This window comes from Sporosarcina sp. CAU 1771 (assembly GCF_054482775.1).
The window spans coordinates 78,704-93,633 of sequence record NZ_JBTLRN010000006.1 but is presented as its reverse complement, the minus strand read 5'-3'; the positions used below and the strand labels follow the sequence as shown (position 1 = coordinate 93,633).

Here is a 14,930-nt window from a genome sequence, read left to right as displayed (position 1 = left end):
ACCTATTATCTAAATTAAGGAGAGTTAGACTTTATGAGCACATCTAAACATATACAAATGATCTTAAATGGAACAATCACTTCACTAACGACTGTCATCCCAGTAAAACTAGATGTGCTTCCCCCTACCTTAACGTCTCAACCATATGAACAGACTGAGCTAAGTGTACTTATTGGACTCGTCGGTGGTATTAAAGGAAGACTAATTATCGATACAACAATTGACGTTATTGATACCATTGGACAAGCAATGTTTGGAATGGCCATTGAAGGCGAAATGATAGAATCTTTTACAGGTGAACTAGGTAATATGATCGCAGGTAATCTTTGTACTGTATTGGAAAAAAACAATCTTATTCTTGATATTTCTCCACCAACAGTTCTGTCTGGAAAGACCAAATTTTATGGGTTTAAGCAAGCATTTAAACTGCCAGTTCAACTAGAAGATGGTGGACAGTTAACTGTACTATTAACAATTGACGAAAACTAAGGACAGTTCCTCATCTTGGGGGCTGTCCTTAGTTTTTATATTTCCGATTTTGACTATTCGATTCAACCTTTGACTATTTATTTTTTAAACCTACTTTTTCTTTCTTTAACCCCAATCGGCTCATTTGGTTTAGGTGCTGGATTATAGCCATCCACATACAGCCCAGAATACGTTTGATACCAATTAAAAACATGCACAATAATCACTTTCAGCACTGCATAGGCTGGTATACCAAGAATTACTCCGGGTATGCCAAATAATTTTCCGCTTGTCAATAATACAACTATAATAGTTACTGGGTGTATGTTCAAATTACTTCCCAAAATTAACGGTTGAATTAATCGACCTTCAAGAAGTTGTTCAATCGCAAATACAATGATTACCTTAACGAGCATAGCAGGTGATGCAACCAATGCGATGATTAATATTGGAATAATCGCCAAAAAAGAACCTAAATATGGAACCAAATTTAGAACTCCAGCCAATACCGCTAGTAAGACAGCATATTCAAGACCAATTATTGCAAAACCAATCCAAAACATTAGCCCAACAAAAAATGCTACCAATAATTGACCACGTATATATTGACTTATTTGTGAATTGATTTCTTTTAATAAGTTATATGTACTTAAGCGCATCTTTGTCGGAATGAATTTCATGAAATGATACGGTAACTTCCGTCCATCTTTTAATAAAAAGAATAAAAGTATCGGCATCGTCACAACTGCTATGACTACATTTGTAACTGTTCCTACGACACTACCTATACCATTGAAAGTTGAATTCAGAACATTCTTCGCTTGCTCAGATATTGATTTTAAAATACTTTGATTGATATCAGTTAATTGATTTTGCAATTGAGAAAAGACATTACTTCGTAACATATTGTCAAATTGTGTAATGACCTTATCCCAATACGTTGGCCAATTTGCAATTAGTCTCAATGTTTCTTCACGTACGATTGGAATCAAAATAATTATTCCCCATACAACGAGCCCAATAATAATTAGAAAAACAATTGTTATTCCTCCAACCCGAGGAACTTTCCTTCTTTCCATCCAATCAATTAAAGGATTTACTAAATAATATAAGATACCGGCCATTACTACAGGTAAACCAATCACGCTAAAAAACTCTTTAATAGGATTAAATATAAATGTAATCTTTGAAAAAAAGTATAAATTCAATAACATTAACAATGAAATTAATAAAATGCTGACCACTTTATTATTCAAAAACCATTTCCAGAACCAAGTAGCAATATTTTTCACAGTTATTTTTTCCTGCTCCATATTCTGCGCCTCATTCCTATTTGATAAACAATCCATGGATATCCCAAACCGGAATTGAATCCAATACGTTAGTTTATCTTACATACTTATTATATATTAAGACTTAATTGTTGAACAATTTTTACTACGTTCACACTCCAACAGCATTGCATCTATGATTCTGAAATATAAACAGGTATAAGAAAAGCACTGCCGAAGCAGTGCCAAGAGATATTCATTCTAAACGATATTGCCTATATCCATATCTATCGGTAAAGATTAAACCTGTCAGAAAGAGTTCAATGATGCATCAAACTGTAATTTTCATTTTAACTGGGAAAATAGATTCGATTTCTGGCTTCATCGCTTGTTCTTCCTTATCCAACAACAGGTGAACTGATCCAGAATCAGCTGACGTTCGAATTAGTCTTCCAGCACCTTGTCTAAGACGCAATAACATGAACGGTAAATCCACTTCACGAAACGCATCAGTTGCATGCTCACGTTTCGCTTCAAATAAAGGATCTTTTGGAGGAAATGGCAAGTCGTGTATAATAACACGTGTTAATGCATCTTGCGGAATATCCAAACCTTCCCACAAATGATATGAACAAAGTACTTGAACATTTTTCTCTTGAAAATCCCGAACGATTGAAGATAATTCTCGTTCGCCTTCAAATGCAATCTTATCTCTCCAACTATCCGGAATTTGATTTTTGAATGTTTTCATAGCATATTCTGATTTAAAGAGGATAAGTGTCTGATCCCCTTCCTCTATCAGTTCTATCGCGCGTTTTGTTTTCATACTTGCGTCTAAATCATGGGCATAGACTTCCATCACTTCTTCATAATCAAAAGGAGACTCTACCGAGAATGATAGATAGTCCTGAATGCCCAATCCATCTGCTAAGTAACTAAAATCTTCTTGAACAGATAAAGTCGCTGAAGAAAAAACAATCGGCATTTTAGATGAAAATAGCTTTTCTCTCAAAATATCCGTTACCAATCGAGGCATAATAACTAACGTGGACTCGCCTTCTCTTTCTTCTAACCAGTCAACAGCATCAGTTTCGGAAACAAACAATTCCATTGAAAAAATATATTGATCCAAATATTCTTCTACCATTTTCAAATCATATTCGGGTATTGTGTAAAGTTCACCTTCAAAAACAAATTCATCGAGTAAAGCTGTTGAAATTTGTATCGCTTCTTTACCCAGGTCAAAGAGAACTTCAGATTTCTCAATCGCTTTACGCTCATTCACCGATTCTTCCGTTGATGCTTTAAGTAATTGAAAGAATGCTTCGTGAGTGTCGATAAGCAATTCCATTAGTTGTAATGTTTCTTCTCGAACATCATCTACCATTACGCGTTCAAGTAAATTTAATAATGTACTATTTTGCACTTCATAGGTTAATGCACGTTGCGCAGAGTATTCTAGCAAGTGACCTTCATCAAAAACGATCATTGAAGTTTCGGGCAGTAACGGTAATTGCCCTTGCCGAACACGTGATTCATTCGTCCAAATATGTTCCATGTAAAAATCATGTGAACATATAATTATTTCGAGTGATTCTCTATAATGATTCCGGTGAATGGTTTGACCACAACGGTTTCTTAGATCACAAGCAGCACATTGCTGGATTGGTTGATAATTAACGGTTTTCCATTGTTCATCACTTAACTCCGGATAATCTGATCGTTCTCCGTAAGGTACAATCGATTGCAGTGAACCACTCCCATAAACAAAATCAGGAATTCGGTCTTCAATCTCCTCAATATACTCTTCATTTGAACGATTTCCTGTTTCCTCTAGTTGCTTCAAACAAAGGTATTGGCTCCTAGCCTTGGCAAGCCGGACATCTATATTTAAACCTAGTGCCTCACTAATTTTCTTTATATCTCCGTCTTCTTTCACTAATTGGTCGATTAGTGTTTCATCCGCACATGAAATTAGGGCTGGTTTACCTGTATATCTTGCATAGGCAATTGCTGGGAGTAGGTAGGCGATTGTTTTCCCAGTACCAACTCCTGCTTCTGCAAACAATACCTGTTTTTCTTTAAGAGCTTTCTCAATTTGGAACGCCATATAAATTTGTTCATCTCGGCATTCAAAACCTTTTTCGGTTAAATCATCGTATAACGTATCACCGATCCAGTCGTTCAGTGAGTCGTAAAATGATTTATCTTTCGACAAAGGGAATGGCATCTTTCTATTCATATGAAACCCCTTCCTAATTTACATGGAAAAGGAAGAGGGAGTCCTCTTCCTTCCTTCTTCTAGTGTCTAGTCTTCAGCACCCAGCTCTCTGCAGAAAAGATGAAATCCCCAAAAGTCAAAAAGCGACTTCTGTGGATTCCCCTATTTCTTTCGCGAGCTACACGGGTGCTTGCGCTTTTCTTTAGTGTCTAGTCTTGAGCACCCAGCTCTCTGCAGAAAAGATGAAATCCCCAAAAGTCAAAGTGCGACTTCTGTGGATTCCCCTATTTCTTTCGCGAGCTACTCGGGTGCTCGCGCTTTTCTTTAGTGTCTAGTCTTCAGCACCCAGCTCACTGCAGAAAAGATGAAATCCCCAAAAGTCAAAAAGCGACTTCTGTGGATTCCCCTATTTCTTTCGCGAGCTACTCGGGTGCTTGCGCTTTTCTTTAGTGTCTAGTCTTCAGCACCCAGCCCACTGCAGAAAAGATGAAATCCCCAAAAGTCAAAGTGCGACTTCTGTGGATTCCCCTATTTCTTTCGCGAGCTACACGGGTGCTTGCGCTTTTCTTTAGTGTCTTTTACCCCAGTACTGATAAAGGTCAGTGCGAATAAACCCATTAAATAATTTCCTCTTTTTCGTTGCACGTTTTCCATACATCGTTTCAAAATTTTCTAAGGATGAAAGCATGTAGACTGACCAAGATGGATGATCTTTCATCACATCTCCAAGAATCCTTGTTAGATCCTCAGCTTCCTCAGTTTCGCCCAATCTCTCTCCATATGGAGGATTCCCAAGCATTACACCATTTAATCCATTAACTGTAATATCCTTAACATCTGATTGGTACCAGTTTATTATGTCATTAAAACCTGCCTCTGCGGCATTACCTTCAGCAATTCTTATTAATTTAGAATCAATATCAGAACCAGAAATATCAAGTGGCTGATCGTATTTTGCAAGATCTTCAGCTTCTTCTCTTACTTGTTCCCAAACTTCCTTATTAATCCATGGCCACTCTTCACTTAAAAAGTCGCGATTGTAACCCGGTGCAATATTTTGCCCAATCATCGCTGCTTCAATTGCAATTGTTCCTGATCCACAAAAAGGGTCGTGGAATGGACGATCTGGATTCCAGCGAGTTAATTTAACTAACGCTGCTGCCATTGTTTCTTTTAGTGGGGCATCCCCTTGTCCTAATCTATATCCGCGTTTATGAAGACCCGTTCCACTTGTATCGATTGTTAATGTTACTTTATCTTTCAGGATGGAAACTTCTAGTTTATAAAGCGGACCTGTTTCATCAAGAAATCCTACTTTATTATATGCAATTTTCAAGCGTTCTACGATTGCTTTCTTAACTATCGCTTGGCAGTCTGGAACACTATACAATGTCGATTTGACGGATTTTCCCGCTACAGGAAATGCAGCATCGACCGATAAAAATTGTTCCCATGGAATCGCCTTTGTCTGTTCAAATAAATCATCAAAAGTGGTTGCATGGAATTCTCCTGCAATTATTCGAACACGGTCTGCTACACGAAGCCACATATTCGCTTTAGCGATTGCAGCACCATCACCTTGAAAATATATTTTTCCATTTTCCGTAGTTGTCTTAAATCCTAGCGCCTTCACTTCATCTGCTACAATCGATTCAAGACCCATCGCTGTCGTTGCAACTAATTTAAAGTCAGTCAACGATTCATCACTCCTTTACGTTTCTGTATTAATTTTTATGTAAATTCAACTTCACTTTTATATATACACCAAAAGAAAAACTCTCCAACATTTCGGAGAGCATTTGCTTGTTTAATAAAGATAAAACCATAGGAAATTCGATAAGCCATGTTTTGTTCCCGTGTACTCAAACGGCCAAAGCCTCGTACTAGGGTGGTAATCATCTATCTACAGGCTAAACCTGTCCCTTCTTCAGTTCAATTCCTTCAGAAGAGTGCCCCTACCATAATTTGGGTTTCTCACTCGTGGGGTTTACCGCGTTCCATCCAACCCGTTTCCGAGTTGGCTACGTTTCTGTGGCACTTTTCAGGTAGCCTAATCCGTATCCAAAAATACATTCAGACGTAGGACTTACTACCGCCGTCAACACGCAAAGCGCGAAGCCACGGCTTATTTTTTCGCCGAGCACGAACACTACAGTCATCTCAGAACTGTGTGAGCATGGACTTTCCTCTACAACGTCTAGCGTTGCAGCGATTACCTAAATTTGCACTATGGTTTTGTTAGTATACAACAATTGAATTGCATAAGCAATTATTCTTGTTCGTACATTTTGCTACCGAACACGTGTCGTTCTAGATTGGAAATACGTTTCAATAAATCAAAGTTCGTTGTTCCTACACTCCCTGCAGCAGGGCGTTTCTGAGCAGCAGTCAACTCTTCTTGAATACGTGCATTTTCATTTTTTAATTCAATAATCGCTTTATTAAAAGTTTGGTAGTCTTGAATGATATCATCAAGAAATAAATCAACTTCTTCTTGATTATAGCCGCGAATCCCTGTCTTGAATTCTTTTTCAAGTATCGTTTTCGAGTCTAATTTAGTGTCCATGAAAATCGCCCTTCCATCTATGTTTACATATTTCATATTGTAACATAAATCTTTATAAATTGTCTTTTTATAACAGCATTAATTTTACTTTGTCGATTCATGCGCTTACCCGGGAAATAATTTACGGAATAATCTCATTTCCCGATGCAGGAAATCTTTTTCTTTACGTATTTTAAATCGACTTGTTAGTTCATCTTCATTCTCAAGTATCTTAAGCGCCATCTTAGTATGTTCAAGTGCTTTAGGTAACTCTTTTAGCTTATGTTCGTACAACATGGCCAATGCCTCCAAGGAGAGTAATTGTTCGCGCCCAGTCAAATTCCTTGCGGCTACTGAAAATGAGGATATTGCTTCTGAATTCTTCCCTTCTCGCTTCATTATATTCGCGAAGTGGAAGTGAGTGATTGGATGATCCAGTCCGTAATCTTCTATGACCTTTTCAAATATAAGTTTGCTCCGATCATATGATTTTAAATCAGAAAACCATTTCCCTATATTTGTTTGTGTCACTGCTGTCACAGATTTATCTATACCAAGTACGATATCCGTAGCATGTATATAGAGAGCAACAAGTGAAAGGATGTCCCATTCATTATGCGTTAGAACCTTCATCAACATTTCTGCCCGGCCATTTTTTACAGCATCCTGATAAATAATTGGAGCCATATGACCGGGAATATCTCCATCTCTGAAAAACTCAAGTTTTTCTTCCTCAATCACACTTAAACGAAATCTACTTACTTCTTCTTTCCAAATGCGTCTAGAACTGTGTAATAAATCTATATGGTCGTGGGAAAGTAAAGCAGGTAATACTTTCCGATTCATCGTCCAACGTGTTTCAAGTTGGGGCACATCAAAACTTTTCCCGTTATATGTAACAAGTGTGAATTTCTCTTCCCAAAGTCTTGAAGCGTATAAAAATGCTGCTTCATGGTCGGGGCCTGGAAGTACATATTGAGTAAGCATAAATGAAGATCCTACTTGCTCAATAAAGCCTAATAGGAAAATTAGTGTTCCTACTCCTTTTAAACCTGTCGTTTCTGTATCAAAAAATACGAGTTTATTCATATTAACCGGCGTTAAGGGATGTGTTTCATCGGATTCAATCCACTTCTCTATTGACCGTCCTAATTCTGATAACACTACAGTTCCGTGCATATATTCCTTGTCATAAATTACGGTACGCTTATAAACAATGCCATGTTCATTTACTTCTTTTTCAAGTCCCGCTTCTAGCCATACTTTTTCGTAAAATGGACTTGTTTTAGCTTTCTTAACTGGTTCAATGCTTTTCTTTTTATCTGGTTTCTTCAATAATTTCTTCATCGCCATTAATTTTTGTTCATAGGACATTGGAATTCCCTCCAGCTAATATATGGAGAAGATTATTTACATCTTTTTTCATACCTACACCAACTTCTTGCGCCCCAATACAAACTGGACAGCCTTCAGTACAGCTACATGAGGATACATGTAGTGCAGCTTCTTTTAATAATGTGTCCCATCGACTATGAATTTTTTCACTTAATCCAATACCACCTGGATAACTGTCGTAGATAAAGATTGTTGGTCGTTCGGTATGTACCGCTTTCACTTGTGGTACAACATGAATATCCGATCTATCACACCTAACAAATAACGGGATAAATGACTGGATGGCATAAGCTACACCTGTCATTGCATCTGTCAAACTAGCCTCTGTCCATCCTATTGGTACATTAAATGAAAACCATGTTGAGGATGTATGTAGTTCAACAGTCGGTAATGTAATTACTCCCGAACCTATATTATCGTGCGTTTGAAATCGAATTTTTTTAAAGATAGTAGCCATTGCCATGACCGCTATATCGCCGTATGTTGCTTCATTTTGCCCAAAGGTATTTTTGTCGTCTTCGTTCATTACTTTAAGTTCAACTGCTAAGTTTGCATCTGTAAAGTAATCAACGTCTACTTCCGTTACATAGGCTTTCTTTTCTTCCCAATCTAGAATTTCGACCTGGAACTGAGTCCCTTGGTGTATATAAATAGCTTCTTCATGTAAAAGCGTAAGAGCACTGAAGCGGTCCATTTCACCAATTACCCGTGTTTCTTTGGGAATTGTTTTGTCAATTATAACAACATTTTCCTGCGCAGCAGACCGAAGACTCACTTCACTAGCCGGAAAACTATCTGTCATCCAGTGCCATTTCTCTGTCGTGCGAATAAGTATTCCTTCACTCTCAAGAAACGCTAGTAACTCTTGCACTTCAAATTCACCGTACATTTCAGACAATGTAAATGGCAATTCAAATGAGGCGCACTTCAAATGATCCATTAATATGAACATATTATCCGGATGTATTTGTGCTTCTTCTGGAGATTGCCCCAATAAATAATCTGGATGTTGAATAATGTATTGGTCAAGCGCTACTGACTGAGCAACGTAAATAACGAGCGACTCCTCTTGTCTTCTACCTGCTCGTCCCGCTTGTTGAAAAGCACTTGCGATGTTACCTGGGTATCCTGTCATTATACAAGCTTGTAGTTGCCCAATATCTATTCCAAGTTCTAACGCATTCGTACTCACAACTGTACGGATTTGACCATCACGAAGGCCTTTTTCAATCTTTCTACGCTCAGATGGTAAATAACCGCCACGGTAACCCATCACGCTATCATCGAATAACTTTTTCTTTGTCAGTTCTTTCAAATAGGTCACAAGCATTTCAACGCGTACTCGACTTTTTGCAAAGATAATTGTTTGTATGCCTTTACGATAGAGTAAAGATGCAATGTCTCGAACTTCTAGAACCGCACTCCTTCTAATTCCAAACGTTGGATGAATGACTGGCGGATTATAAAAAATAAAATGTTTCTTTCCGGCCGGTGCTCCATTATTTGAAATCAGCCTCATTTCTGTGTTCGTTAATGCCTTGGCAAGCTCTTGAGGATTCGCAATTGTGGCAGACGTACAGATAAAGACTGGATCACTTCCGTAATAATTACAAATCCGCTTCAATCTACGAAGAACATGCGCTACATGACTTCCAAAAACACCTTTGTAAGTATGAAGCTCATCTATTATGATATATTTCAAGTTTTCAAATAACGAAACCCACTTTGTGTGATGAGGAAGAATGCCAGAATGCAACATATCAGGATTCGTCAAAACAATATGCCCAGATTTACGAACTTTAGTTCTTATTCCGGGTGCAGTATCGCCATCATACGTAGCGCTAAGAATAGTTTCTCCACTCGCTTCGATTAATTCGTGCAGATCTGCCAATTGATCTTGAGCTAATGCTTTTGTTGGGAATAAATAAATTGCCCTAGACGATTCGTTTTCCAAAATGCTTTGCAACACAGGCAAATGATAGCAAAGCGATTTTCCCGATGCTGTTGGCGTAACAGCTGTGAATGATTCCCCTCCATAAGCAGAGTTAAATGCTTCTTTTTGATGACTATATAGTTGTTCAATTCCTTTTAGTTTTAGAGCCTTAATAATAGAAGGATGAAGGTTTTCCGGAAAATCTGCATAAACTGCGGACTTCCCTTCAATCGTTCGAGTATGAATCACGTTCTTCGATAAACCAGAGTTTGTTGTTAATTCATGAACAACCTCTAAAATCGAAGCCTTATTTCTCATTCCGTTCCGCCTCCTCCAATGCATCCAAAAAGGTTTTCAATGTGTATTCTGCGGAACGAATCGAAAGTACAAATCGTTTCAATCCCGTTTTCTTATAAAACGATTGAACAATAAACTGTTTCATTGCATCCGTTAGTGCGTCAACTTGTACAGGATGCACGTATTTCGGTTTCGCTTCTTTAATCCACTCGTAGGATTCACTTGCCCATTCATCGAGCATGGTATGGTATTTATCTGCGTATGGTTTTACTTCTATAAAAAAGTCAGGATCCCGATCAAGTTCCCGCATCTTTGTGTGTCTATTTAGACATTCGTTGCATACAACTAATAATTCTCTACATTTTTCTTCCAAATTCATTCAGAACACCTCTTCCGATACTTACTCATTATTTTATCAGACTTTCGAACATTTCACCATTCACACTCGAACATTCATTCCATATTAGGATTTTCTAATTTATTTACGCAACCTTCCTATGGCTATTCCGTCCAATGTTTATGATATAATAATGTGATGCGAGGTGGAACGTATGACGATTAGATATCCAAATGGGAAAAGGTTTGTTCCCAACCAATTAACGAAACATCAACGAATCAGTGATCGCTCTTTTAGTAATCGTGGGAAGTCATTGGAAGATGAATTAAATGAATCAAATGATTATTATTTAAGCCAAGCTATAGCAGTCATTCACAAAAAACCAGTGCCTGTTCAAATTGTCAACGTTAGTTATCCTGCAAGAAGCGCGGCTCGAATTACTGAAGCCTATTTTCGTGCACCTTCCACAACCGATTATAACGGTGTATGGAATGGAAGATACATTGATTTTGAAGCAAAGGAAACTAAGGTTAAAACTTCATTTCCATTAAGTAATATTCATGAACACCAAGTAGATCATATGGAACAAGTTACACAACAAGGTGGATTCTCTTTTTTAATTATCAAATTTTCAACGTTGGATCGTTATTTCATACTTCCTTATGAATTTTTCAAAATTAAATGGGATCGAATGAAATTAGGTGGAAGAAAATCAATAACGATTGAAGAGTTTGAAAGGCTAGCAACTGAAATACAACCAGGCTATATGCCTAGATTAGATTATATAAGTGCAATTCGTGCATTTGTTGAAAATACAAATGACGAGATTGAAAGGTAGGAAAATCAATGAGTGAACATATGAAATCCCGAACAGAATTACGTAAAAGTAAACAAGCAAGTCAGCAAAAGGCTAAGAAACCCAAAAATACAAAAAGGATTATTAAAAGAATCTTTTTAATTCTTATAGCGATAGGATTCGCTGGGCTCCTTGCTGGTGGTGGATTATTTGCTTATTATGCAAGTTCTGCTCCTAAATTAGATGAAAAACTACTGCGAGACCCCTTATCTTCAGAAATTCTAGATAGAAATAAGGATGTAATCTTAACAACAGGTATCGAAAAAAGAGAATTTGTTCCCTTTAATGAAATACCTTCTTTAATGGAAGATGCAATTCTTGCAACTGAAGATGTTCGTTTTTACTCTCACAACGGAATGGATTTTTATAGACTAGGCGGTGCTGTATTAGCTAACTTCCGCAGCGGGTTTGGGTCCCAAGGAGCTAGTACACTTACACAACAAGTTATCAAAAACTCATTTTTGAAAAATGAAAAAACACTTAAGAGAAAAGCGCAAGAAGCTTGGCTTGCTTTTCAATTGGAACGCAATTATGAAAAAGATGAAATATTTGAGATGTACTTCAACAAAATTTTGATGTCTGGTAACACCTATGGCTTTGGAACAGCAGCCGACTACTTTTACGGAAAAAAGTTAGCTGAACTTGAACTCCACGAGGTTGCCATGCTTGCAGGATTGCCTCAAAGTCCAAATGGACATAATCCTTACAACAACCCAGAACGAGCCGAGAAGAGAAGAAATATCGTTCTTTCATTAATGAATCAGCATAAGAAAATAACGAAAGATGAAATGATTGCTGCACAAGCTATCCCCGTTACTTCAACTCTAGTACCACAAGATAGTAGAAAGGCTTCTACTGAATCGAAGTACGCAGCATTTATTGACTTAGTTATGAACGAACTTGAAGCAGCTGGATTATCCGATGTACTCTCTGAAGGTGTACAAATTCAAACTACGCTCGATCCTGATGCACAGCTTAAGGTTGAACGTATAATCAACAATCCCGAGTATTATTCGAATGAAAATTTACAAGCTGGACTTACTGTTCTTGATACGAAAACTGGCGGTATTGTGGCAGTCGGGGGCGGCCGAAATTATGCTGACCGCTCGTGGAACTTTGCTTCACGTGAATTACGTCAAATCGGTTCTACAATGAAACCAATTATGGATTACGGTCCAGCAATCGAGTACTTGAATTGGTCAACTGGCCAAACGGTTGTTGATGAAGAATATAACTATAAAGGCACATCGATACCCGTACGAAATGTAGACCGTAAACATCGTGGATCCATTACGATGCGCGAAGCACTTTATGATTCACGGAACGTTCCCGCTGTTAAAACCTATGAAGAAGTTGGGCGTTCCAAAGCCGTAGATTTTGCTTCTAAATTAGGCCTACCTTCTTCGAATGACTACCCTTCGAATGCGTTGGGTGGAGGTGACTCTTATTCAACAACTAACTTAGCTGGAGCATATGCAGCATTTGGCAACAACGGTGTTTATACAGAGCCCCATTCGATAACGAAAATTGTATTTCGTGACGGGAAGACAGAGAAAAATTTAGCCCCTGAATCAGTAGTGGCTATGAAAGACTCTACTGCATATATGGTTACAGATATGCTACGTGACGTATTTACAAAAGGTACAGGTAAAATCGCCAATATTTCTGGCTTAGATATTGCTGGCAAGACAGGTACAACAAGTTATTCTTCTGATGAAGGAATTGATGGAGTACCTGATGTGTGGTTTGCTGGCTATTCAACAAATTACACAATTGCTGTATGGACCGGTTATCAAGAACGGAAAACGCCCATGACTGAGAATGAAAAAGAAAAATATGTACCTCGTTATTTATTTAGAGATGTGATGACTGCTATTTCTGAAGGTAAAGAAACATCAAGTTTCAAACAACCCGCTTCTGTAGAACAGGCAACAATCGAGTATAAATCTAATCCTTTAGTTTTGGCAAGTTCAACCACACCAGACAATATGAAACGAACCGAATTATTTGTAAGAGGAACAGTTCCAGTAGAAGTAGCTGAAGTAGTAATTACAGAAATTAATGCACCAACGAATTTATCCGCCGATTACGATATGGAGTCCGAGACAATCACCCTTAATTGGGTACATGAAGCACCTGATCCTGACTTGATTGAAGGAGATGTGGAATTCTCAATTAACGTAAGTGCAGATGGAAGTGCCCCACAAGAAATGACGACAACTAAAGAGACAACCGTAACATTTACCGGCGTAGAACAAGGTAAAACTTATACATTCAACGTTGTTGCAAAAATGAATGAACTCGTAAGTGAACCTGCGTCAATCACCTTATTTATCGAAATGCCGGAAGAAGAGCCCGAAGTTGAAGAAGAGGAAATTCCAGACTTTATTGATCCAGAAGTTCCAGAAGATCCTAATAATGAAGAGAACGATGAACCAGTCGATCCAGGTAACAATCAAACTCCTGGAAATGGAAACAATAACGGGAATAATAGCAATACACCTCCCCCTCCTTCTGATGGCGATGAGCCAAGTGAAGATGAGTCAACTTAATTTGCTATATAAAAAAGCTGAAGTCGATCGCACTAGTGCGATTGACTTCAGCTTTCTTTTTTCATAGTAATATTTAAACGCGCCGCCTTCTTTTTTGATTCCTCATAAAGTGCATCCAATTGAACAAATGAATAATGACTATGAACTCGATCTTTTACAAATTGAAATCGTTCCTCGCCATTTAATGGCATTAGAGCATCTACGAGTTTTTCAGTTCGAGAGTCTATTTGTTTTCCGCCATAAGTGAGAAGTTCCGTATAGTTTTCAATAGCCTCATTCATTAAATCGAATGCTCTCGGGTCCTTCTCATCGTAATACAATTTTATACGATCTTTTACTGATTCCCACTTTTCATAAAAAGGTTGAATGTTTTCTTTTGCAAACAGACTCATATTAGGTAGCCTTCGCTTTCATCCGTTTTTGTCCTTCTCGACAAATAGCTAAAAGTGGACAAATCTCACAACCTGGATTTTGTGCTTTACAATGGTAGCGTCCAAAAAATATGATTTGATGGTGCGTATCCGTCCAGTTATCCTTTGGTGTCCAACGCATGATTTTTTCCTCAACAGCCAAGGGAGAATCTTTCCATCTGTTCATCCCTAAGCGTTTCGCTACGCGTTCAACATGCGTATCAACTGCTAATGCCGGGATTCCAAATGCGTTAGATACAACAACGTTTGCCGTTTTACGACCAACACCAGGAAATGTCATCAACGTATCTCGATTTGCAGGTACTTCACCGTTAAATTCTTCCACAAGCAATTGACTTAACGCTTGTATGTTTTTAGCTTTGTTCCTAAATAAACCAATTGAACGAATATCATTTTGTAATTCTCCATTATCTACTGCAAGGTAATCTTCTGGAGTCTTGTACTTCTTGAAAAGCTCTGCCGTTACCCGGTTCACAAGAACATCCGTACACTGAGCAGAGAGCAATGTTGCAATTAATAATTCGAATGGATTTTCATGCACCAACTCGCAATGAGCATCTGGAAACATTTTTTTAAACTCGTCTAAGCTGTATTCCCAAAGCTTTTTCGTTAACATCGTATCCC

Annotated in this window: 12 protein-coding genes and 1 other RNA gene; 3 read left to right on the top strand and 10 right to left on the bottom strand. The window is 38.0% G+C overall.

Going from position 1 to position 14,930, the window contains the following annotated elements; all coding sequences use genetic code 11:
• The first annotated feature begins 33 nt into the window (after positions 1-33).
• Positions 34-489, top strand: coding sequence for a chemotaxis protein CheX (locus ACXYMX_RS07135; RefSeq protein ID WP_459043552.1), 456 nt, complete (start codon positions 34-36; stop codon positions 487-489).
• Positions 490-566: 77 nt separating this feature from the next.
• Here the strand turns inward: ACXYMX_RS07135 and ACXYMX_RS07130 are convergent, their stop codons facing one another.
• The 8 genes from ACXYMX_RS07130 to ACXYMX_RS07095 all read right to left on the bottom strand — a co-directional run bounded on the left by ACXYMX_RS07130 (position 567) and on the right by ACXYMX_RS07095 (position 10,509).
• Complete coding sequence (locus ACXYMX_RS07130) at positions 567-1,781, bottom strand: AI-2E family transporter (protein ID WP_459043551.1); 1,215 nt, start codon at positions 1,779-1,781, stop codon at positions 567-569.
• A gap of 289 nt (positions 1,782-2,070) precedes the next feature.
• Positions 2,071-3,981 (bottom strand): ATP-dependent DNA helicase, encoded by a 1,911-nt coding sequence (locus ACXYMX_RS07125; protein WP_459043550.1) that lies wholly within the window; start codon positions 3,979-3,981, stop codon positions 2,071-2,073.
• 547 nt (positions 3,982-4,528) lie between these two features.
• Positions 4,529-5,656 carry a THUMP domain-containing class I SAM-dependent RNA methyltransferase gene (locus ACXYMX_RS07120; RefSeq protein ID WP_459043549.1) on the bottom strand — a complete coding sequence of 376 codons (1,128 nt, stop codon included), beginning with the start codon at positions 5,654-5,656 and terminating at the stop codon, positions 4,529-4,531.
• A gap of 136 nt (positions 5,657-5,792) precedes the next feature.
• Positions 5,793-6,184, bottom strand: an RNA gene (gene rnpB / locus ACXYMX_RS07115) — RNase P RNA component class B.
• 45 nt (positions 6,185-6,229) lie between these two features.
• Complete coding sequence (gene gpsB / locus ACXYMX_RS07110) at positions 6,230-6,526, bottom strand: cell division regulator GpsB (protein ID WP_459043548.1); 297 nt, start codon at positions 6,524-6,526, stop codon at positions 6,230-6,232.
• A gap of 105 nt (positions 6,527-6,631) precedes the next feature.
• The gene (locus ACXYMX_RS07105; RefSeq protein WP_459043547.1) at positions 6,632-7,879 is read right to left on the bottom strand and encodes a ribonuclease H-like domain-containing protein; all 1,248 of its coding nucleotides are present in this window, start codon (positions 7,877-7,879) and stop codon (positions 6,632-6,634) included.
• The gene (locus tag ACXYMX_RS07100; protein WP_459043546.1) at positions 7,869-10,151 is read right to left on the bottom strand and encodes a DEAD/DEAH box helicase; all 2,283 of its coding nucleotides are present in this window, start codon (positions 10,149-10,151) and stop codon (positions 7,869-7,871) included. Before ACXYMX_RS07100 ends, ACXYMX_RS07105 begins: the two co-directional genes overlap by 11 nt.
• Complete coding sequence (locus ACXYMX_RS07095) at positions 10,141-10,509, bottom strand: YppE family protein (protein ID WP_459043545.1); 369 nt, start codon at positions 10,507-10,509, stop codon at positions 10,141-10,143. Before ACXYMX_RS07095 ends, ACXYMX_RS07100 begins: the two co-directional genes overlap by 11 nt.
• A gap of 172 nt (positions 10,510-10,681) precedes the next feature.
• Between ACXYMX_RS07095 and recU the strand changes: the two genes are divergently transcribed.
• Positions 10,682-11,305 carry a Holliday junction resolvase RecU gene (gene recU, locus ACXYMX_RS07090; RefSeq protein WP_459043544.1) on the top strand — a complete coding sequence of 208 codons (624 nt, stop codon included), beginning with the start codon at positions 10,682-10,684 and terminating at the stop codon, positions 11,303-11,305.
• Between the two features lie 8 nt (positions 11,306-11,313).
• Positions 11,314-13,875, top strand: coding sequence for a transglycosylase domain-containing protein (locus ACXYMX_RS07085; RefSeq protein ID WP_459043543.1), 2,562 nt, complete (start codon positions 11,314-11,316; stop codon positions 13,873-13,875).
• Positions 13,876-13,922: 47 nt separating this feature from the next.
• On the opposite strand, the gene ACXYMX_RS07080 is transcribed toward ACXYMX_RS07085, so the two are convergent.
• Both ACXYMX_RS07080 and nth read right to left on the bottom strand, forming a co-directional pair.
• Complete coding sequence (locus ACXYMX_RS07080) at positions 13,923-14,267, bottom strand: YpoC family protein (protein ID WP_459043542.1); 345 nt, start codon at positions 14,265-14,267, stop codon at positions 13,923-13,925.
• 1 nt (position 14,268) lies between these two features.
• Positions 14,269-14,922, bottom strand: coding sequence for an endonuclease III (gene nth, locus ACXYMX_RS07075; protein ID WP_459043541.1), 654 nt, complete (start codon positions 14,920-14,922; stop codon positions 14,269-14,271).
• Between the last annotated feature and the right edge of the window lie 8 nt (positions 14,923-14,930).